The organism is Serratia sp. BNK-12, from assembly GCF_047456085.1.
In the GTDB taxonomy this organism is placed as follows: Bacteria; Pseudomonadota; Gammaproteobacteria; order Enterobacterales; family Enterobacteriaceae; genus Serratia; species Serratia liquefaciens.
Genome location: NZ_CP179896.1, coordinates 1061630 through 1084287 on the forward strand (window position 1 = coordinate 1061630; position 22658 = coordinate 1084287).

The 22658-nt window shown below is 58.3% G+C and carries 15 protein-coding genes; all 15 read left to right on the forward strand.

What is annotated here, in order from left to right; genetic code table 11:
- Nucleotide 1 precedes the first annotated feature (1 nt).
- The 15 genes from purL (at nucleotide 2) to ACMGG1_RS04860 (ending at nucleotide 22629) form a co-directional block, all read left to right on the forward strand.
- Nucleotides 2-3895 (forward strand): phosphoribosylformylglycinamidine synthase, encoded by a 3894-nt coding sequence (gene purL / locus ACMGG1_RS04790; RefSeq protein ID WP_170868554.1) that lies wholly within the window; start codon nucleotides 2-4, stop codon nucleotides 3893-3895.
- Nucleotides 3896-4704: 809 nt separating this feature from the next.
- On the forward strand, nucleotides 4705-6141 hold the full coding sequence (locus ACMGG1_RS04795; RefSeq protein WP_046372891.1) for a sensor histidine kinase: 1437 nt from the start codon (nucleotides 4705-4707) through the stop codon (nucleotides 6139-6141).
- Nucleotides 6142-6143: 2 nt separating this feature from the next.
- A complete protein-coding gene (gene qseG / locus ACMGG1_RS04800; RefSeq protein WP_130016682.1) occupies nucleotides 6144-7016 on the forward strand; it encodes a two-component system QseEF-associated lipoprotein QseG in 873 nt (290 codons plus the stop codon).
- Nucleotides 7013-8350: a two-component system response regulator GlrR gene (glrR, locus tag ACMGG1_RS04805; RefSeq protein ID WP_020828186.1), complete on the forward strand. Its 1338-nt coding sequence runs from the start codon at nucleotides 7013-7015 to the stop codon at nucleotides 8348-8350. The genes qseG and glrR overlap by 4 nt, the downstream gene beginning before the upstream one ends.
- Before the next feature lie 128 nt (nucleotides 8351-8478).
- Nucleotides 8479-10101: an NAD+ synthase gene (locus tag ACMGG1_RS04810; RefSeq protein WP_115058250.1), complete on the forward strand. Its 1623-nt coding sequence runs from the start codon at nucleotides 8479-8481 to the stop codon at nucleotides 10099-10101.
- Nucleotides 10102-10111: 10 nt separating this feature from the next.
- Nucleotides 10112-10450 carry a nitrogen regulatory protein P-II gene (glnB, locus tag ACMGG1_RS04815; protein WP_004847623.1) on the forward strand — a complete coding sequence of 113 codons (339 nt, stop codon included), beginning with the start codon at nucleotides 10112-10114 and terminating at the stop codon, nucleotides 10448-10450.
- A gap of 530 nt (nucleotides 10451-10980) precedes the next feature.
- Nucleotides 10981-11904, forward strand: a complete 924-nt coding sequence (locus ACMGG1_RS04820) for a LysR substrate-binding domain-containing protein (RefSeq protein ID WP_020828183.1) — start codon at nucleotides 10981-10983, stop codon at nucleotides 11902-11904.
- Between the two features lie 116 nt (nucleotides 11905-12020).
- Nucleotides 12021-13484 (forward strand): gamma-aminobutyraldehyde dehydrogenase, encoded by a 1464-nt coding sequence (locus ACMGG1_RS04825; RefSeq protein WP_020828182.1) that lies wholly within the window; start codon nucleotides 12021-12023, stop codon nucleotides 13482-13484.
- Nucleotides 13485-13731: 247 nt separating this feature from the next.
- Nucleotides 13732-14886, forward strand: coding sequence for a putative ABC transporter substrate-binding protein YdcS (gene ydcS, locus ACMGG1_RS04830; RefSeq protein ID WP_259218296.1), 1155 nt, complete (start codon nucleotides 13732-13734; stop codon nucleotides 14884-14886).
- 194 nt (nucleotides 14887-15080) lie between these two features.
- On the forward strand, nucleotides 15081-16109 hold the full coding sequence (locus ACMGG1_RS04835; protein ID WP_044554556.1) for an ABC transporter ATP-binding protein: 1029 nt from the start codon (nucleotides 15081-15083) through the stop codon (nucleotides 16107-16109).
- Between the two features lies 1 nt (nucleotide 16110).
- Nucleotides 16111-17055, forward strand: a complete 945-nt coding sequence (locus ACMGG1_RS04840) for an ABC transporter permease (RefSeq protein WP_046372894.1) — start codon at nucleotides 16111-16113, stop codon at nucleotides 17053-17055.
- Entirely contained in the window at nucleotides 17045-17851 is an 807-nt protein-coding gene (locus ACMGG1_RS04845; protein WP_128865093.1) for an ABC transporter permease, read from the forward strand. Before ACMGG1_RS04840 ends, ACMGG1_RS04845 begins: the two co-directional genes overlap by 11 nt.
- Nucleotides 17852-18023: 172 nt before the next feature.
- Nucleotides 18024-19448, forward strand: coding sequence for an aminobutyraldehyde dehydrogenase (gene patD, locus ACMGG1_RS04850; protein WP_414161187.1), 1425 nt, complete (start codon nucleotides 18024-18026; stop codon nucleotides 19446-19448).
- Between the two features lie 86 nt (nucleotides 19449-19534).
- On the forward strand, nucleotides 19535-21445 hold the full coding sequence (locus ACMGG1_RS04855) for an NAD(P)-binding protein (RefSeq protein ID WP_046372897.1): 1911 nt from the start codon (nucleotides 19535-19537) through the stop codon (nucleotides 21443-21445).
- Entirely contained in the window at nucleotides 21442-22629 is a 1188-nt protein-coding gene (locus ACMGG1_RS04860) for a c-type cytochrome (protein WP_414161188.1), read from the forward strand. The genes ACMGG1_RS04855 and ACMGG1_RS04860 overlap by 4 nt, the downstream gene beginning before the upstream one ends.
- The last annotated feature ends 29 nt before the right edge of the window (nucleotides 22630-22658 follow it).

A 22658-nucleotide genomic window follows, 5' to 3' on the forward strand; every position in this document is an offset into this window, starting at 1 on the left:
GATTATGGAAATACTGCGTGGTTCGCCCGCTTTGTCGGCTTTTCGTGTTACCAAACTGTTGTCCCGCTGTCAGGACGCCCAACTTCCGGTCAGTGATATCTACGCCGAGTACGTCCACTTTGCCGATGTCAGCGCACCGCTCAATGCCGAAGAACACGGCAAGCTCACGCGCCTGCTCAAGTACGGTCCCTCTCTCGCCGAACATGCCCCTGAAGGTCGCCTGCTGTTGGTGACACCGCGTCCGGGCACCATTTCTCCCTGGTCTTCCAAAGCCACCGATATCGCCCATAACTGCGGTTTGAAGCAGGTGGTGCGGTTGGAGCGCGGTCTGGCGTTTTACGTCAAGGCACCGACGCTGACTGAAGCGCAGTGGCAACAGCTTGCCGCATTGCTGCACGACCGGATGATGGAAACCGTCTTCAGCAGCTTGCAACAGGCAGAACAGCTGTTTGCTCAGCATCAGCCGGCGCCTTATCAGGCGATCGATATGCTGGGGGAAGGGCGCAGCGCGCTGGAACAGGCCAACCTCAAGCTCGGTCTGGCGCTGGCCGAAGATGAAATCGACTATCTGCTGAATGCCTTTACCGGGCTGGGGCGCAACCCGACGGATATCGAACTCTATATGTTCGCGCAGGCCAACTCGGAGCACTGCCGTCATAAAATTTTCAACGCCGATTGGGTCATCGACGGCGAACAGCAGCCGAAGTCGCTGTTCAAAATGATCAAAAACACCTTCGAGCAGACGCCGGATTATGTGCTGTCGGCTTATAAAGACAACGCCGCCGTGATGGAAGGTTCGCAGGTTGGCCGTTTCTTCGCTGCGCCGCAAAGCGGTCAGTATGACTATCATCAGGAAGAGGCCCATATCCTGATGAAGGTGGAAACTCATAACCACCCGACGGCGATCTCCCCGTGGCCGGGTGCCGCTACCGGTTCCGGTGGCGAGATCCGCGACGAAGGCGCTACAGGTCGCGGTGCCAAACCCAAAGCCGGTCTGGTGGGCTTCTCGGTTTCCAACCTGCGCATTCCCGGCTTCGAGCAGCCCTGGGAGCAGGATTTTGGCAAGCCGGATCGCATCGTAACCGCACTGGATATCATGACCGACGGCCCACTGGGCGGCGCGGCGTTCAATAATGAATTCGGCCGTCCGGCGCTGGTGGGATACTTCCGTACCTACGAAGAACAGGTTAACAGCCATAACGGCGTCGAGCTGCGCGGTTATCACAAACCGATCATGCTGGCGGGCGGTATCGGCAACATCCGCGCCGATCACGTGCAAAAAGGTGAAATCACCGTCGGCGCCAAACTGGTGGTGCTGGGTGGCCCGGCGATGAACATCGGTCTGGGCGGCGGCGCAGCCTCTTCTATGGCCTCCGGCCAGTCCGACGCCGATCTGGATTTTGCCTCGGTACAGCGCGACAACCCGGAAATGGAGCGCCGCTGCCAGGAAGTGATCGACCGCTGCTGGCAGTTGGGCGAACAGAACCCGATTCTGTTTATCCACGATGTGGGAGCGGGCGGTTTGTCTAACGCCATGCCGGAGCTGGTCAGCGACGGTGGCCGCGGCGGCCGTTTCGAACTGCGCGATATCCTTAACGACGAACCGGGCATGAGCCCGCTGGAAGTCTGGTGCAATGAATCACAGGAACGCTATGTGATGGCGATTGCCCCGGCGCAGATGGCGCAGTTCGACGAGATTTGCCGCCGTGAGCGTGCCCCTTATGCAGTGATCGGTGAAGCCACCGAAGAACAGCATTTGACGCTGAACGACAGCCATTTCGACAACCAGCCGATCGACATGCCGTTGGACGTGCTGCTGGGCAAAACGCCGAAGATGACGCGCGACGTGACTCGTTTGCAGGCTAAAGGCCAGCCGGTACAGCGCGACAACATTACTCTGGCCGATGCGGTAAAACGCGTTCTGCACCTGCCGGCAGTTGCCGAGAAAACCTTCTTGATCACCATCGGCGACCGTACCGTGACCGGCATGGTGGCACGCGATCAGATGGTCGGGCCATGGCAGATCCCGGTAGCCGACTGCGCGGTTACCACCGCCAGCCTGGACAGTTACTACGGTGAAGCGATGTCGATCGGCGAACGCGCGCCGGTTGCCCTGCTGGACTTTGCCGCTTCCGGCCGCCTGGCGGTGGGGGAAGCGCTGACCAACCTGGCGGCGACCGAGATCGGTTCGCTCAAGCGCGTCAAACTTTCCGCTAACTGGATGGCGGCAGCCGGTCACCCGGGTGAAGATGCCGGCCTGTATGAAGCGGTAAAAGCGGTGGGCGAAGAGCTTTGCCCGGCGCTGGGCATCACCATTCCGGTGGGCAAAGACTCAATGTCGATGAAAACCCGCTGGCAGGAAGGCAACGAGCAGCGCGAAATGACGTCGCCGTTGTCCCTGGTGATCACTGGTTTTGCCCGCGTGGAAGATGTTCGCCACACCGTGACGCCACAACTGCGTACCGACAAGGGCGACACGGCATTGCTGCTCATCGACCTGGGTAACGGCCATAACGCGCTGGGCGCCACTGCGCTGGCGCAGGTTTACCGTCAACTGGGCGACAAACCGGCCGATGTGCGTAACGTCGAGCAACTGGCAGGTTTCTTCAACGCGATGCAACAATTGGTCGCCGACCGCGCACTGCTGGCCTACCACGACCGCTCCGATGGCGGTCTGTTGGTGACGCTGGCGGAAATGGCGTTTGCCGGCCACTGCGGTGTACAGGTAGATATTCAAGGGTTGGGCGACGACGCGCTGGCAGCGCTGTTCAACGAAGAGTTGGGCGCGGTGATCCAGGTGACGGCCGATCGGCTTGAAGCGGTCCAACAGGCGTTTGCTCAGCATGGCCTGACGGACAATGTGCACCACATCGGCAGCGTACAGGCCGGCGATCGCTTTGTGATTACCCAGGGCGACAAACCGGTGTACAGAGAAAGTCGTGCCACGTTACGCACCTGGTGGGCGGAAACGACCTGGCAGATGCAGCGCCTGCGCGATAACCCTGAATGTGCCGATCAGGAGCACCAGGCCAAGCAGAATGAACGCGATCCTGGCCTGAACGTCAAACTGAGCTTCGCACCTGAAGAAGATATTGCAGCACCTTATATCGCCAAGGGGGCTCGCCCTAAAGTGGCGGTACTGCGCGAGCAGGGCGTTAACTCCCACGTTGAGATGGCGGCGGCATTCCATCGCGCCGGTTTTGATGCGGTGGACGTACACATGAGCGATCTGCTGGAAGGGCGCCGTGACCTGCAGGACTTCCATACCCTGGTGGCCTGCGGCGGTTTCTCTTACGGTGACGTGTTGGGCGCAGGCGAAGGTTGGGCGAAGTCGATTCTGTTCAACGAGCGCGTGCGCGACGAGTTCGAATCTTTCTTCCACCGTCCGCAGACCCTGGCACTGGGCGTGTGCAACGGCTGTCAGATGATGTCGAACCTGCGCGATCTGATCCCCGGAGCCGAACATTGGCCGCGTTTCGTACGTAACCTGTCAGACCGTTTCGAGGCCCGTTTCAGCCTGGTGGAAGTGGCGGCCAGCCCGTCGCTGTTCATGCAGGGGATGGCGGGTTCGCGTATGCCGATTGCGGTATCGCATGGTGAAGGTCACGTCGAAGTGCGCGATACGGCACATCTGGCGGCGTTGGAGCATCATGGTCTGGTGGCGTTACGCTTTGTCGATAATGCCGGTCAGGTAACGGAAAGCTACCCGGCCAACCCGAACGGTTCGCCGAACGGTATCACCGCCGTCACCAGCGCCAATGGGCGTGCGACGGTAATGATGCCGCATCCGGAGCGTGTGTTCCGCACCGTCAGCAACTCATGGCATCCGGAAGAATGGGGTGAAGACAGCCCGTGGATGCGCATGTTCCGCAACGCCCGTAAGCAGCTGGGCTAAGCGATAACGCTGTGCTAGCCGAAAGGGACGCAAGAGATTGCGTCCCTTTTCTATTTATTTATGGCCATGGTTAAGACGATGGCGATTGTCTGCATTTTGCGACAGAGGGTATTTTCATTGTCTCTAAAAAGAGACACGTAACTTATTGATTTTTAATGACCAGAAATTAATTGGCTTAAGTTGTCGGTTTTTGGCGACAGGACGGTGTTTTTTTCTTCGCCAGCACATCTGAAAATGAGAGTGCCTTGGCATGGGTTTTGTTTTTTTTATTTTAAATTCAGTTGGTTAATAAATTCATTGAAAAGTTGGCACGTTAAGTGCATTATTCTGCTCAGTTGCTCATTCAACTTTTTATGACGGCCCCGTAAATAGACGGAACAGTTGCCTCATAAGCCCCCCGAATGATGCCAAAGAAATGGTGCCTATCGTCCAACTAAACCGATAATAGCCGCGTAAGCGCTTTATCAAGCATCGGGCGACACGTGGAGTGAGGCACCGCCTGTATCCAACTGTGATGAGTGTTCATCAATTCCGGATACTTACGGATGCTATTCGTCCTGTTCGATGCCAGCCCTTGGGCTACATCACCCTGGGGACGAGAAATTAAGGGCATCCACACTTTCTTGCGATGGGGCAGTCTTGCCCCAACGTCAAATACCAAAGCATGCTCACCACTCTTTACCGATAAGTTCTGACCCGTACTCCCTACCTATGGCCTGATTCTCCTTATTTCCTGACGCTCCGCTGAACGCCGGGCTTTCCTCTCATCGGCGACTCGGTTAGCATCGAAGCAGACTAGAGACAATGAGATGATTTCGTTGAAAAGATGGCGTTTATTTCCCCGTTCGCTACGTCAACTGGTGTTGATGGCGTTCTTGCTGGTGCTGTTGCCGCTGCTGGTGTTGGCCTATCAGGCTTACCAGAGCCTGGATCACCTCAGCGCCCAGGCGGCGGACATCAACCGCACTACGTTGGTGGATGCACGACGCAGCGAGGCGATGACCAGCGTGGCGTTGGAAATGGAGCGTAGCTATCGCCAATATTGCGTGCTGGTGGATCCCACACTGGCGCGCCTCTATCAGAATCAGCGCAAACAGTATTCGCAAATGCTGGATGCCCATGCCCCAATCCTGCCGGATGAACGCTACTATCAAACCTTGCGCGATCTGTTGACTCAACTGGCAGCGATTAAATGCCAAAGCAGCGGTCCGGATCCGCAGGCTTCCACGCTGTTAGAATCGTTTTCACGCTCCAATGCCGAGATGGTACAGGCGACGCGTGCCGTGGTGTTTTCACGTGGCCAGCAGCTACAGCAGGCGATTGCCGAGCGCGGCCAGTTCTTCGGCTGGCAGGCGCTGATGCTGTTTTTGGTCAGCGTGATGCTGGTGGTATTGTTCACCCGCATGATTATCGGCCCGGTCAAGGCGGTAGAGCGAATGATCAACCGTTTGGGGGAAGGGCGAGCCTTGGGCAGTACGGCTTCCTTTAAGGGGCCGCGTGAATTACGTTCGCTGGCGCAGCGCATTATTTGGTTGAGCGAGCGCCTGGCCTGGCTGGAGTCGCAGCGCCATGAGTTCTTGCGCCATATCTCGCATGAACTGAAAACGCCGCTGGCCAGCATGCGTGAAGGCACCGAACTGCTGGCAGATGAAGTGGCAGGGCCGCTGACCTCCGATCAAAAAGAGGTGGTGACCATCCTCGATCAAAGCAGCCGACACCTGCAGCAACTGATTGAACAACTGCTGGATTACAACCGCAAACTGGCCGATGGCCCGGCGGAACATGAAAATGTCGAGTTGACCGAAATGGTCGAGATGGTCGTGGCTGCGCACAGTTTGCCGGCCCGGGCAAAAATGATCCGCACCGAGATCCAACTGGATGCGGAAATATGCTGGGCAGAGCCTACTCTATTAATGCGCGTGCTGGATAATCTCTACTCCAATGCGGTGCACTACGGCAAGGAATCCGGTAACATTTGGATCCGCAGCCGTCAGGTTGGACAACGGGTGCAGATTGATGTCGCCAACAGCGGCACGCCAATCCCCGAGGCCGAGCAAACCATGATTTTCGAGCCTTTTTTCCAGGGTAGCCACCAGCGAAAAGGGGCGGTAAAAGGAAGCGGTCTGGGGCTGAGCATCGCGCAGGATTGTATCCGCCGGATGCGCGGTGAACTGCAGCTGGTTGAAGTCGCCGGCGCAGACGTCTGTTTCCGTATTGAATTGCCATTAACCGCCGAGAATGAATAATAATGTACACATGGTCTAAACGCCTTCGTCTTACGCAGACCGAACGTTCACCGCGTGCCGCACTGGGTACGCCACTCGGCAAGCGTCGATTTTCTTTTTTAGGTAGCGTGCTTTTTATGCCGTTTCTGTTGGCAGGCTGTGTCGATCGCGCAGTCAGCGGTGGTCTGAATCAACCGCAGCAGGAAGCGATCCCGGACACCAAAGTGGTGGATTACCGCATTGCGGCCTGTGACAGTCTGTGGGCGCTGGATGATAAAGATGCGTTGAATAATTCACTGTACTGGCTGCGCGCTATGGACTGTGCCGATCGTATCGGTTCAACCCAGGCACGTGCGCTGGCGAAAACTCTACCCGGCAACAGCTGGGACGGCATTTTCAAACAGAGCATTTTGCTGGGCAGCGCCGAACCGACTTCGGGCGAGCGACGCCAGATAATTGACCGCCTGAACAGCTATCGCCTTGAGTTCCCAAGCTCGCTGCGCCCGCTGCTGCAGCTGTGGCGTCAACAGCAGGTACTGCAGGTCACCCTGTTTGATGAAAAAGCACGTTATCAGCACCTGCAGGAAAGCTCCGACAGCCAGATAGATCTGCTACGCCAGAATCAAATACGCCTACAAGCGCAGCTGCAGGATACGTCACGCAAGCTGGAAAACCTGACCGATATCGAACGTCAGCTCTCTTCACGCAAGCAGCTGCAAAGTGAAATCCCGGATAACAACGGGACACAGCCAAAAACCGACGCAGCGGGCAAGAAAGTGGCGCCGGCCAAGGCCGAAGAATCGGACGCCGAGCCGGAAAAGGGCACCGCCCTGCCGGTCGAGCCGGAAGATACTTACGCGCCGCCCCCCGCTAATAAGGAGTCTCACGCGCAATGACAGCACGCAAACCGGCCAATTTGTTATTGGTTGACGACGATCCCAGCCTGCTCAAGCTGTTGGGCATGCGCCTGACCAGCGAAGGGTTTCATGTCACCACCGCCGAAAGTGGCCAGGAAGCGCTGCGCCTGTTAGGGCGCGAGAAGATTGATCTGGTGATCAGCGATCTGCGGATGGATGAAATGGACGGCATGGCGCTGTTTGCCGAGATCCAAAAACACCAACCGGGCATGCCGGTGATCATCCTGACCGCCCACGGTTCGATCCCGGACGCGGTGGCGGCCACTCAGCAGGGTGTGTTCAGCTTCCTGACCAAACCGGTGGACCGCGATGCGCTCTACAAAGCCATCGACGAAGCGCTGTCCCAATCATTACCGGCCGGTGACGACAGCTGGCGTGAGGATATCGTCACCCGCAGCCCCATTATGCTGCGCCTGCTGGAGCAGGCAAAAATGGTGGCGCAGTCAGATGTCAGCGTCTTGATCAACGGCCATAGTGGCACCGGTAAGGAAGTGTTGGCACAGGCGATCCACGGCGCCAGCCCGCGCGGCAAGAAGGCGTTTATCGCCATTAACTGCGGTGCGTTGCCGGAGCAACTGCTGGAGTCCGAGCTGTTCGGTCATGCCAAAGGGGCGTTTACCGGCGCGGTCAGCAGCCGTGAAGGTTTGTTCCAGGCGGCGGCAGGCGGGACGCTGTTCCTCGACGAGATTGGCGATATGCCGCTTTCGCTGCAGGTGAAGTTGCTGCGCGTGCTGCAGGAACGCAAGGTGCGTCCGCTGGGCAGTAACCGCGATCTGGACATCGATGTACGCATTATTTCCGCCACCCACCGCGATCTGCAAAAGGCGATGGCGAAAAACGAATTCCGCGAGGATTTGTATTATCGTCTCAACGTGGTGAACCTAAAGATCCCGGCGCTGAACGAGCGGGCCGAGGATATTCCGCTGCTGGCCAATCATCTGCTGCGCGAATCTGCCAAGCGACACAAGCCGTTTGTCCGCAGCTTCTCTTCGGACGCCATGAAACGCCTGATGACCGCCACCTGGCCGGGCAACGTGCGCCAATTGGTGAACGTGATCGAGCAGTGCGTGGCCCTGACTTCCGCACCTGTTATCAGCGAAGCGCTGGTAGAGCAGGCGTTGGAAGGGGAAAACACCGCCTTGCCGACCTTTGTCGAGGCGCGTAATCAGTTTGAATTGCATTACTTACGCAAACTGTTGCAGATCACCAAGGGCAACGTCACCCAGGCCGCGCGCATGGCGGGCCGTAACCGTACCGAGTTTTATAAATTGCTGTCGCGCCATGAGCTGGACGCCAACGATTTTAAAGAATGATGTTTTCCGCCGCGGCCTGCGCACGCAGGTTCTCAACAAACGCGGCGGAATGATTTACACTCCGTTCTCAATTGCTGGCATGACCAAACGCAAAGCACCATGGAACGTATTAAGCGGGACCCTAAACAATGAGCAGATCACTTTCCATCGCACTGGCCCAGTTGAATCTGTTGGTCGGTGACATCGAAGGCAACACCGAACGAATGTTGCAAACCGTGCAACAGCAGCAGAAGGCGGGAGCCGATCTGGTCATGTTCACCGAACTGGCGCTGTCCGGCTATCCGCCGGAAGACCTGCTGTATCGCAACGATTTTTACCAACGTTGTGACGAGCAACTTCTGCGTTTGCAGCAGGCCTCCACCGACGTGGCGATCCTGGTCGGCCACCCGTGGCGCGAAGGCGACAAACTCTATAATGCGCTGTCGCTGTTTTCTGAAGGGCAATTGCTGGCGCGTTACTTCAAGCAGCAGTTGCCGAACTACGGCGTATTCGACGAGAAGCGCTACTTCCAGGCCGGTAACGACACCTGCGTGGTTGAGCTGAAAGGCTACCGTTTGGGCCTGCTGATTTGCGAAGATCTGTGGTTCCCGGAGCCGGTGGATGCCGCCAAGGCCGCCGGAGCCGAAATGATTCTGTCGATCAACGCCTCGCCTTACAACCGCGAAAAACCGTACATCCGTAAAACCCTGATGGCCGGTCATTGCCAGCGCACCCATTTGCCGTTGGTGTACCTGAACCAGATTGGCGGACAGGATGAACTGATTTTTGACGGTTGTTCGAAAGTCTTCGACGCGGCCGGCAACATGACCCATCGCCTGGCGGCGTTTGCCGAGCAGGTAACCCTGCTGGAGTTCAACGAGCTGGACGTGGTGCCGATGACCGCTCCGGCCGCTGAGTTGCCGCAGTTGGCGCAGGTCTATGAAGCCCTGGTGCTGGCGGTGCGCGATTACGTGACCAAAAACGGCTTCAAGGGTGCCGTGCTGGGGCTTTCCGGCGGTATCGATTCGGCGTTGACGCTGGCGATTGCCGTCGATGCGCTGGGCAAAGACAAGGTGCAGGCGCTGATGATGCCGTTCCGTTATACCGCGGACATCAGCATTGCCGACGCCAGGGAAGAAGCAGAAATCCTGGGCATTGAATTCGATATCGTCTCGATTGAGCCGATGTTCGACGCCTTTATGGGCCAGCTGACGCCAATGTTCGCTGGGACCGAGCGTGATACCACGGAAGAGAACCTGCAGGCGCGCTGTCGCGGCGTGGTGTTGATGGCGCTGTCCAACAAGCGTCGCAGCATCGTGTTGACCACCGGCAACAAAAGCGAGATGGCCGTAGGTTACGCCACGCTGTATGGTGATATGGCCGGTGGCTTCGACGTGTTGAAGGACGTGCCTAAAACGCTGGTGTTCAAGCTGTCCGAATACCGCAATACCGTCTCTTACGTGATCCCGCAGCGCGTTATCGATCGTCCACCGTCCGCCGAGCTGGCGCCGGATCAGCTCGATCAGGACAGCCTGCCGCCGTACGACATTCTGGATGCGATTCTGGAAGGTTACGTCGAGCGCGATAAATCGGTTGCCGATCTGGTGGCCGAAGGCTTCGACGAGGCGATCGTTCGCAAGGTGATACGCCTGGTGGATATTAACGAATACAAGCGGCGTCAGGCCGCCGTCGGGCCGCGCATCACCGCCCGCAATTTCGGCAAAGACCGCCGCTACCCAATCACATCCGGCTTTGGCCGCAAAAATTGGTAAAGGAAAGAAGATGAAAAAGATCGACGCTATTATCAAGCCGTTCAAACTGGATGATGTCCGTGAAGCGCTGGCTGAAGTTGGCATTACCGGGATGACCGTGACCGAAGTGAAAGGCTTCGGCCGTCAGAAAGGGCACACTGAGCTGTACCGTGGCGCTGAGTACATGGTCGATTTTCTGCCGAAGGTGAAAATTGAGATCGTCGTGGCCGACGATATCGTCGATACCTGCGTGGAAACCATCATGCAGACCGCGCAGACCGGTAAAATCGGCGACGGTAAAATCTTTGTCTTCGACGTGGCGCGCGTAGTGCGTATCAGGACCGGCGAACAAGACGAAGAAGCTATTTAATGTGATCGTCTACCGAGCACCGCCAGCTTGAGCTTGAGCTGTGCTCGGCCTCCTCGTGTACTGCGTGTACACTCCGGGGCACTGCGCGCAGGCCGCACCCAATCTGGCTGGCGCTCGCTACGCCCTTGATTCCCGAGTCTGTGATCCTCTACCGAGCACCGCCAGCTTGAGTTTGGGCTGTGCTCGGCCTCCTCGTGTACTGCGTGTACACTCCGGGGCACTGCGCGCAGGCCGCACCCAATCTGGCTGGCGCTCGCTACGCCCCAAATCTCCGTCAACCTCTCCGCTGTTCTGATTGTTTTCATCATTAGCATTCTAAAAAAGCGAAGGCTATCGCGTTTTTGATACTTTTCTCGATCGCTTTACGCGCGGCGTCTACACTCAACTCAACTATTTTGATTAAGGCGATCCCCAATGAATTTCAGGTTGCGGCTAGGCGGCAAGGGCGTGCATCCCCAGGAGCTTACTCAAGTAAGTGACTGGGGTAAGCGCACGCAGACAACAACGCAGCGGCTTGAAAGGCGATGGGGATGATGACGCTGCGCCAAATCCGCCATTTTATCGCGGTGGCCGAAACCGGCTCGATCTCTGCCGCCGCCCAGGCGGTGTTTGTTTCCCAGTCTTCGCTGACGCTGGCTATTCAGCAGTTGGAAACCGACATCGGCGTACGTCTGTTTGAGCGTCACGCCAAGGGCATGAACCTGACGCATCAGGGTCACCAGTTTCTGCGCCAGTCATATCTGATCCTTGCCACGGTGGACAACGCCAAGCGCAGTTTGCAACTGGGAACCGAAAGCCTGACCGGCAAGCTGACCATCGGTGTGACCAGTCTGGTAGCGGGCTACTTTTTGGTCGAGCTGCTTAAGCGCTTTAAATCGGCATACCCCAACGTCACCATTCAGGTGATTGAAGACGAGCGGCCCTATATTGAGCATCTGCTGGTCAGTGGGGAAATCGATATCGGCGTGCTGATCTTGTCGAACATCGAAGACCGCGATGCGCTGCAAAGCGAAGTCCTGATGCATTCACCTTATCGCCTGTGGTTACCGCCGCTGCATCCACTGCTGGATCATGAAAGCATCAGCCTGGCGGATGTGGCGAAGCTGCCGCTGATCCAGCTTAATGCCGACGAAATGGACGTGCATGCGCGGCGTATCTGGGCACGCGCAGGTTTAAAACCGGAAATAGCCATGAAAACCGCTTCAACCGAGGCGGTACGCAGCCTGGTGGCGGCGGGAATGGGCGTTTCTATCTTGCCGGATATGGCCTACCGTGCCTGGTCTCTGGAAGGCAATATGATTGAGGCGCGCAAGCTGGCGGATCTGCTGGAACCGTTGGATATCGGTTTGGCATGGCGGCGCGGCAGTGCGCGGCCGGAGCTGGTTACGCCGTTCCTCACTATTGCGCGTGAAAACGGCAATATGCACGCGGCTGGGCTGAAGCATTCGATTTAATCGAACGCGTCGTTCAGTATTTAGAATTTGTTGGCTGCCTGATGCTCGCTTAGTCTGATTAAAACTAACTTATTTCACATTTAGTTAACGTTTTTGTCACTCAGAGGCGATACGCAATGGCAGATGTGCACCTCCTTTCAGGTTTATCCTGTCAGCAATTTATTAACGGTCAATCGGTCGAAGGCGAAGGCCAGCAAGAGTGCATCGTTAATCCGGCGAATGGCGAGACGCTGGTCTCGATCACCGAAGCCTCATCTGTCCAGGTCGGCAACGCAGTGAAAGCGGCGCAACAGGCGTTCGCTTCCTGGTCGCGGACTACCCCCGCCTACCGCGCGGCTATTCTGTTGCGTATTGCCGATGCCATCGAGCGTCAGGCCGAGCGCCTGGCCGGTCTGGAGGCGCTCAACTGCGGCAAACCGCTGCATCAGGCGCTTAATGACGACCTGCCGGCGGCCATCGACGTCTTTCGCTTCTTTGCCGGCGCGGTGCGCACCCAGCAGGGGCAGTTGGCCGGGGAATATATCGAAGGGCACACTTCAATGATCCGCCGTGATCCGATCGGCGTGGTGGCCTCTATTGCGCCCTGGAATTACCCGTTGATGATGGCGGCGTGGAAAATTGCGCCAGCGCTGGCCGCGGGCAACACCGTGGTATTCAAACCTTCCGAACACACCCCTCTGACCATTTTGGCGCTGGTGCCCGCGTTACAGGAGATCCTGCCGCCGGGGGTGCTGAATATCGTCTACGGCGGCGGGGAAGGGGTCGGCAGCCATTTGGTCGGTCACCCGCAGGTGCGGCTGGTGTCGGTCACCGGCGATATCGTTACCGGGCAGAAAATTCTGCAGGCGGCGGCGAAAAGCGTCAAACGCACGCACCTGGAGTTGGGGGGCAAGGCACCGGTGATTGTCTGCGATGACGCCGATTTGGACGAGGTGGTCAACAGCATTCGCACCTATGGCTACTACAACGCCGGGCAAGACTGCACCGCGGCCTGCCGTATCTACGCGCAGGCGGGGATCTATCCGAAGCTGGTGGATGCGTTGGGCGAGGCGGTTGCCAGCCTGCGCTTTGCCCGCAAACGCGATGAGGATAACGAAATTGGTCCGCTGATCAGCAGTCGCCAGCGCGATCGCGTCGCCAGCTTTGTCGAACGTGCGCTCAGCCAGCCACACATTGAATTGATCACCGGCGCCGCCGCGCATTCCGGTCCGGGTTTCTATTACCAGCCCACGCTGCTTGCCGGCTGTCTGCAAAGCGATGAAATCGTCCAGCGGGAGGTGTTTGGCCCGGTGGTGAGCATCACCCGCTTCGAACATCTGGAGCAGGCGGTCAACTGGGCAAACGATTCCGAATACGGCCTGGCCTCATCGGTCTGGACGCAGAATATCGATCGGGCGCTGCATATCGCCGCTCATCTGCAATACGGCAGTACCTGGATCAACACCCATTTCACCCTGGCGAGTGAAATGCCGCACGGGGGCCTGAAACGCTCCGGCTACGGCAAAGATCTTTCCAGCGATTCACTGCAGGACTACAGCGTTGTCAGGCATGTGATGGCGAAATTTAAAGCCAGCTTCTAAAGGCAGCATACCCGTCGCTTTTCAAGCTGCAGCGATGTTACCTGCACTCATCCCAGTGGCTTACTCAAGTAAGCGCCTGGGGATGAGTGAGCTGGTCGCCTGGCTGTGCTGTACAGGGATGTACAAATGCCGCGAGCGCATGGACGCGCTAGAGCGGCCAACTTGAAATTCATAGGGTAAATAAAATGAGACTAGGGCGGCAGCCGTTCCCTGCCGCACACAGATAGGCCACACAGGGGTAATTACGATGGGAAAAACTACCGCAGTCACCACCACAGTTTCCGCGCTCTGTTTCACCGTACTTTGCGGTTTGGCCCAGGCGGCCGATCTGCCGCAGGTGCTCGGCAAGGGCGAAGGGCGACTGGATATCATTGCCTGGCCCGGTTACATCGAACGCGGTCAGTCCGATAAAAACTACGACTGGGTCAGCCAGTTTGAGAAGCAAACCAGCTGCGCGGTGAATGTGAAAACCGCCGCCACTTCCGACGAAATGGTCAGCCTGATGGCCAAAGGAGGCTACGACCTGGTCACCGCTTCCGGCGACGCTTCGCTGCGGCTGATTTTCGGCAAGCGGGTGCAGCCGATCAATACCGCGTTGATCCCTAACTGGAAAAACATCGACCCGCGCCTGTTAAACGGTGCCTGGTACACCCTGGACGGCAAAACCTACGGCACGCCCTATCAGTGGGGCCCGAACCTGCTGATGTATAACACCAAAACCTTCCCGACACCGCCGGACAGCTGGGCAGTAGTGTTCCAGCAGCAGAACCTGCCGGATGGCAAAACCAACCAGGGCCGGGTTCAGGCCTACGATGGGCCAATCTATATCGCCGATGCGGCGTTGTTCCTGAAGGCTACGCAACCGCAGCTTGGCATCAGCGATCCGTACCAGCTTAACGAAGAGCAGTATCAGGCGGCGTTGAAGCTGTTGCGTACCCAGCATGCACTGATCCACCGCTACTGGCATGACACCTCGGTACAAATGAGCGATTTCAAAAACGAAGGCGTGGTCGCCTCCAGCGCCTGGCCGTATCAGGCCAATGCCCTGAAAGGGGAAGGCCAGCCGATCGGTACGGTATTCCCGAAAGAGGGGGTGACCGGTTGGGCCGACACCACCATGCTGCACGCCGATGCCAAACACCCGAACTGCGCCTATCTGTGGATGAACTGGTCGCTGGAACCGAAAGTGCAGGGCGACGTTGCCGCCTGGTTCGGTTCTGTCCCGGCGTCACCGGCGGGTTGCAAGGCCAGCACGCTGTTGGGTGATAAAGGTTGCGAGACCAACGGTTTCAACCAGTTCGACAAGATTGCCTTCTGGAAAACGCCACAGGCGCAGGGCGGAAAATTCGTGCCCTACAGCCGCTGGACTCAGGATTACATTGCCATCATGGGCGGTCGCTAATATCCCCTTCATACTTCAAGCTGCCTCTTCGTTGGCTGCCCGCACTTACCCCGGTCACGTACCCTTTGTACGCTCCCGGGGAGGCGCTTGGTTGCCGCCTTGATGCAACTCGAATTATTTTGCGGATAGGTTTGGCCAGGTTACGGGGTGTTGCCAAACCCGCCGAAATCATTTGATTTTTTGGAGCGCAGATCATGACCATTGCCGTGCAATTTATCGATGTTTCGCGAAGCTTCGGCGAGGTTCGCGCCGTGGATCGGGTTTCAATCGAGATACAAGACGGGGAATTCTTCTCCATGCTCGGGCCTTCCGGCTCGGGGAAAACCACCTGCCTGCGGTTGATCGCCGGTTTCGAACAGCTTACTGCCGGCTCGATTCGTATTCACGGGCAGGAGGCCGCCAATTTGCCGCCGTATCAGCGCGACGTGAATACCGTCTTCCAGGATTACGCGCTGTTCCCACATATGTCGGTGCTGGAAAACGTCGCTTACGGGCTGATGGTTAAAGGCGTCGCCAAGCGTGAACGCCTGGCCCGTGCGCAGGAAGCGCTGGACAGCGTGGCGTTGGGATTTGTAGCCGAGCGCAAACCGGCGCACCTTTCCGGCGGCCAGCGGCAGCGTGTCGCACTGGCTCGCGCACTGGTCAATCGGCCGCGGGTGCTGCTGTTGGATGAACCGCTCGGCGCGCTGGATCTCAAGCTGCGCGAGCAGATGCAGGGGGAGTTGAAAAAGCTGCAGCGCCAGCTCGGCATCACCTTTATTTTCGTCACCCACGATCAGAGCGAAGCATTGTCGATGTCCGACCGGGTGGCGGTGTTCAACAATGGCCGTATTGAACAGGTGGACGCGCCGCGCGAACTCTACATGCGACCGAAGACGCCGTTTGTCGCCGAGTTTGTCGGCACCTCTAACGTGGTGCGCAGCGATTTGGCGCAGCGGTTGTTGGGCCAGGCCGCCACCTTCTCGATCCGTCCCGAGCATATTCGGCTCGCGGATCAGGCCGGCGCAGCGCAGGGGGAAATTCAGGTGCAGGGTACGCTGCAGGAGATCCATTACCAGGGGGCGGCGACGCGCTACGAAATTGCCTTGAACAGCGGTGAGAAACTGCTGGTCAGCCAGGCGAATCCTCAGTGGCACGCCGACGGGCAGCCGCATCTGATCGGCCAACCGGTCACCGCCTGCTGGTCGCGTGAGGCGATGGTGCCATTGCTGGAGGCGAGGTGAAATGGAGATGAGCATCGATTATCCCGCGCCGCGCCGCGGTACCTTGCGCACCCTGTCGACCTACCTCTATCGCCGGCCGACGCTGTACCTGCTGCTGTTACTGGTGCCGCCGCTGCTGTGGTTTGGCGCGGTCTACCTCGGCTCATTGCTGACGCTGCTGTGGCAGGGTTTTTACACCTTCGACGACTTCACCATGACGGTGACGCCGGATCTGACCTTCGATAACCTGCGGGCGCTGTTCAATCCGGCCAATTACGACATCATTCTGCGCACGCTGACGATGGCGATACTGGTGTCCCTGGCCAGCGCGGTGCTGGCGTTTCCCATTGCCTATTACATGGCACGCTACACCAGCGGCCGCACCAAGGCGTTTTTCTACATCGCGGTGATGATGCCGATGTGGGCCAGCTATATCGTCAAGGCCTACGCCTGGACGCTGCTGTTGGCGAAGGATGGCGTAGCGCAATGGTTCCTGCAGCATCTCGGGCTGGAGCCGTTGCTGGCGGCGATCCTGACCGTACCGGGTGTCGGCGGTAACACGCTATCCACCTCCGGGTTAGGCCGTTTTCTGGTGTTTGTTTATATCTGGCTGCCGTTCATGATCCTGCCGATCCAGGCGGCACTGGAACGCCTGCCCCCTTCGCTGCTGCATGCCTCGGCGGATCTGGGCGCACGCCCTGCGCAGACCTTTCGCTACGTGATCCTGCCTTTGGCGGTGCCGGGGATCGCCGCCGGATCAATCTTCACCTTCTCGCTGACGCTGGGGGATTTTATCGTGCCGCAGCTGGTGGGGCCGCCGGGCTACTTTATCGGCAGCATGGTGTACGCCCAGCAAGGGGCGATCGGCAATATGCCGATGGCTGCGGCCTTTACTCTGGTGCCGATCGTGCTGATCGCAATTTATCTTTCCATTGTGAAACGTCTGGGGGCTTTCGATGCACTCTGAACGCGCGCCGTTAGGGCTAAAACTGGCCGCCTGGGGCGGACTGATTTTCCTGCATTTCCCGTTGGCGATTATCGCCATCTACGCCTTCAACACCGAGGATGCGGCTTTCAGCTTCCCGCCGCAGGGGTTTACGCTGCATTGGTTCAGCGTTGCCGCCGGGCGCCAGGACATTATCGATGCGATGCTGCTGTCCGCACAGATTGCCGCGCTGGCCACCGTCGTGGCGCTGGTGCTGGGCACGCTGGCGGCAGCGGCTCTCTACCGGCGTGACTTCTTCGGCAAAGACAGCATTTCGTTGCTGCTGCTGTTGCCGATCGCGCTGCCGGGCATTGTCACCGGTCTGGCACTGCTGGCGGCGTTTAAGGCGCTGAATATCGAACCTGGGGTGCTGACCATCGTTATTGGCCATGCCACCTTCTGCGTGGTGATCGTGTTCAACAACGTGATTGCCCGTTTCCGCCGAACCTCATACAGCCTGATCGAGGCCTCTATGGATCTCGGTGCCGACGGCTGGCAAACCTTCCGCTACGTGATATTGCCCAACCTTGGCTCGGCGCTGCTGGCCGGGGGCATGCTGGCGTTCGCGTTGTCGTTTGATGAAATCATTGTCACCACCTTCACCGCCGGCCATGAGCGCACGCTGCCGCTGTGGTTGCTGAACCAGCTCGGTCGCCCACGTGACGTGCCGATCACCAACGTGGTGGCGCTGTCGGTGATGCTGCTGACCATGATCCCGATTTTGGGGGCCTATTACCTGACCAAAGGTGGCGAAAGCGTCGCCGGCAGCGGCAAATAGCTTTCCCCTTCGTCTTTCAAGCTGCAGCGTTGTTGGCTGCGAGCGTAAACCCCAGTCACTTATTTTGTATAAGCTCCGGGGGATTTACGCTCTTGCCGCCTAGCTGCAACTTGAAATCCATTGGGGAAAGGGATCATGTCGCTAAAAATAAATAACTGAGGGGTTCGTCTATATGCAAAGCCAATTGTTGATTAACGGCCAACTGGTTGCCGGCCAGGGGGCGTTGTTGCCGGTGTATAACCCGGCGACCGGAGAGGTGGTGGTGCAAGTGGCTGAAGCCAGTGCGGAGCAGGTCGATCAGGCGGTGTTGGCAGCCGACGCCGCGTTTGGCGAATGGGGCCAGACCACACCGAAAGAGCGTGCCGAGCACCTGCTGAAGCTGGCGGACCTGATCGACCACCATGCGGAAACCTTTGCCCGTCTGGAGTCGCTTAACTGTGGCAAACCTTACCACTGCGTATTGAACGATGAACTGCCGGCGGTGGCGGATGTGTTCCGCTTCTTCGCCGGTGCCAGCCGTTGCCTGAGTGGGCTGGCGGCCGGTGAATACCTGGCCGGGCACACGTCGATGATCCGCCGCGATGCGTTGGGGGTGGTTGCTTCAATCGCTCCCTGGAACTACCCGCTGATGATGGCGGCGTGGAAGCTGGCTCCGGCATTGGCGGCAGGTAACTGCGTGGTGCTTAAGCCTTCGGAACAAACCCCGCTGACCACCTTCAAGCTGGCGGAGCTGGCCGCCGATGTGTTCCCTGCGGGCGTATTCAACGTGCTGTTTGGCCGCGGCGCCAGCGTCGGTGACCGGCTGACCGGCCATGACAAGGTGCGCATGGTGTCGCTGACCGGCTCAATCGCTACCGGTGAACACATCATTGCCCATACTGCGCCCGGCATTAAACGTACCCATATGGAACTGGGCGGTAAGGCGCCGGTACTGGTGTTCGACGACGCCGATCTGCAACAGGTGGTGGACGGCATTCGCAGCTTTGGTTTCTACAACGCTGGCCAGGATTGCACCGCCGCCTGCCGGATTTACGCCCAGAAAGGCATTTACCCGCAGTTGGTAAAGGCCTTGGGTGAGGCTATCGGCAGCCTGAAGATAGGCCCGCCGGAAGATCCAGACAGCGAACTGGGCCCGTTGATCACCGCTCAGCATCTGGAGCGGGTGGTGGGTTTTGTCGAGCGAGCCAAGGCGCTGCCGCACGTGCAGGTGGTGACCGGCGGTAAGCGCGTTAACGGCCCCGGCTACTATTTCCAGCCAACGCTGCTGGCCGGTGCGCGTCAGGAAGATGAGATTGTGCAGCGTGAAGTGTTCGGGCCGGTGGTAACCGTCACGGAGTTCGAAGATGAGGCGCAGGTATTGGCCTGGGCCAACGAGTCACAGTATGGCCTGGCGTCGTCGTTGTGGACCCGGGATGTTGGTCGGGCACACCGTCTAAGCGCTCGCCTGCAGTATGGCTGCACCTGGGTGAATACCCATTTCATGCTGGTGAGCGAGATGCCGCACGGTGGCCAGAAGCTGTCCGGCTACGGCAAGGATATGTCGATGTATGGCCTGGAAGACTACACTGCGATACGCCATGTGATGTTCAAACATTGATTTTACAGTATTTATCCGCAAAATAACGCGGCCTTCAGACCGGCCTCGCCGGTCTGATGATAATAAAAACTGAAAGGAAGCCAATTATGGGTATCACCAGACGCGATTTTCTTAATGGGGTGGCGATCACCATCGCTGCCGGGCTGACGCCGATGCAGATCCTGCGGGCATCGCCGCAAACCGCCAATCAAACCCTCTACTATCCGCCGACGCTGACCGGACTGCGGGGCAACCACCCCGGTTCCTTTGAACATGCGCACCAATTGGGGCGTGACGGCCGAGCCTTCGATTTTGCCGCCGTACCGGCGACGGAAGAGTTTGATCTGGTGGTGGTCGGTGCCGGGATCAGCGGGCTGGCCGCGGCCTGTTTCTGGCAGCAAATGAAGGGGACGCAGCAGCGTATTTTGCTGATCGACAACCATGATGATTTTGGTGGTCATGCCAAACGCAATGAATTCAGCAGTGAGAACGGGACCATCCTCGGCTATGGCGGCAGCGAGTCGCTGCAGTCGCCGCGTTCCAACTTTAGCCCGGTAGCGATGGGGCTGCTGAAAAAACTGGGTGTCAGCATCGACAACCTGGAAAAGGCTTTCGACACCACTTTTTACCCCAATCTGAACCTGAGCCGCGGTGTCTATTTCGACCGTAAGAACTTTGGCGTCGACAAAGTGGTGAGCGGCGATCCCGGGCGTATGGTGGCGGACGATATTCCGCATGACCGACTCAACGGCCGTTCCTATGAAGCTTTTATCGGCGATTTCCCGCTGCCGGAAAGCGACCGTCAGGCGCTGATTGCACTGCATACGGTGGACAAGGACTACCTGCCGGAAATGAGCCAGGAGCAGAAAAGCGAATGGCTCGACAAGCACAGCTATACCGAATTCCTGCGTGAAAAGGTGGGGCTGAGCGAAATGGCTATCCGCTATTTCCAGCAAACTACCAGTGACTTCCAGGCGGTGGGCATTGACGCGACTTCATGCAGCGACGCCCGTATTTGTGACCTGCCGGGCCTGAACGGCATGAACCTGCCGCCGCTGGACGAAGAGTCGCAGGCGGATCTCGACGATCCTTACGTGTTCCACTTCCCGGACGGCAACGCTACCCTGACGCGTCTGATGGTACGCCATCTGATCCCGGCGGTTTCACCGGGCGGCAAAGACATGAATGACATCGTTCTCGCCAGGTTCGATTACAGCCAGCTAGACCGGGCCGATTCGCCGGTAAAACTGCGATTGAACAGCACCGGATTGCACGCGGCTAACGTCGGTGACAAGGTCGAAGTGACCTATATGACCGGTGAGAAAATGACCAAGGTGCGCGCCGGGCAGGTGGTGATGGCCGGGTACAACATGATGATCCCGTACCTGGTACCGGAAATGTCGGCCGAACAGCAAGAGGCGCTGAAGCAGAACGTGAAGTCACCGCTGGTGTACAGCAAAGTGGTGATCCGCAACTGGCAGCCGTTTATCAAACTGGGCGTACATGAAGTTTACTCCCCAACCGCCCCTTATTGCCGCGTGAAGCTGGATTATCCAGTGAGTATGGGCGGCTATCAGCACCCGCGCGATCCCAACCAGCCCATTGGCCTGCATATGGTATACGTGCCGACGTTGGCGGGCAGCGGACTCAGCCCGCGCGAACAGTCACGTAAAGGCCGTGCCCTGCTGTTGGGCACACCGTTTGAAGTGCATGAGCAGATGATCCGCGAACAATTGCAGGGCATGCTGGGGTCGGCCGGATTCGATCACCAGCGTGATATTGAAGCCATTACCGTCAACCGCTGGTCGCACGGTTACTCCTATTTCCTCAACGGCTTGTTTGACGACGAGGATGAAGCGAAGAAAATCATTGAGACGGCGCGCCAGCCGATCGGCAAAATCGTGATTGCCAACTCGGATTCAGACTGGAGCCCGTACGCCAACTCGGCGATCGACCAGGCATGGCGTGCGGTCAATGAGCTGGCCTATGGCAAGGTTGCCGCGAAGGAGGGAGCATGAGAATGCGTTCACTGTATTTGCTGACCTTACTGGTGGCGGGCGGTTCGGCCCAGGCGATGTCGGCCGGGGAATACGTGGCCAAGGCCGGTGACTGTACCGCCTGCCATACCTCGCCAGGCGGCGCATTGTTTGCCGGCGGTATGAAGTTCCCGACGCCGCTGGGCAATATCTACGCCACCAATATCACGCCGGACAAACAGCAGGGCATCGGCGCTTATTCTTTTGATGAGTTTGACCGCGCCATGCGTCAGGGGATCGCTAAAGACGGCCACCGGCTTTATCCGGCGATGCCGTATACCTCCTACGCCAAAATGAATGCGGAAGATATGCGCGCGCTGTATGACTACCTGATGAACGAAGTGCCGGCGCAGAATACCGCCAACCGCGCCAGTGACATCAGTTGGCCGTTGTCGATGCGTTGGCCGCTGGCGGTATGGAATCAGCTGTTCCATGACGATACGCCTTACCAGCCTGACCACAACCAGAGCGCAGAGTGGAATCGCGGCGCCTATTTGGTTCAGGGGGCGGGGCACTGTGGCAGTTGCCATACGCCGCGTGGCTGGGCGATGCAGGAAAAAGGTCTGGACAGCAAAGAGCCGGCCTTCCTGAGCGGCGCCGAGCTGGACGGTTGGTACGCTTCCGGGTTACGCGGAATGAAGCAGGACGAAGTGGTTGCCCTGTTGAAAACCGGGCGCAGCCAACATGCCGCGGTTTCCGGGCCGATGAGCGAAGTGGTGAGCCACAGTACGCAGTATCTTACCGACGGCGATCTGAACGCTATTGCCACCTATTTGCACAGCCTGGCGGCGGAGCAACCCGCGGCGCAGAAAGTGACGCCGCTGGCCGCCGACCATCAGCAGGCGGGGCAGCGCAGCTATGCGATGTACTGTTCAACCTGTCATGGCAATAAGGGCGAGGGCAGCGCCAACACCATTCCTGCGCTGGCGGGCAACACGACGGTGACGGCGGAAAATCCGATCACTGCGCTACGCGTGGTGCTGGAAGGTGCACACACGCCAATCACCCAGCACGCCACCGCGATCGCCATGCCGGGCTACGCCTGGACGTTGAACGACCAGCAGGTAGCCGATCTGATGAGCTATCTAAGAGGCAGTTGGGGGAATCAGGCTGCACCGTTGACGGCGCAGCAGGTGCAGGAGACACGCAAGCTGGCGGAGAAATAATCATACCCGTCATACTTGAAGCTGCCTCT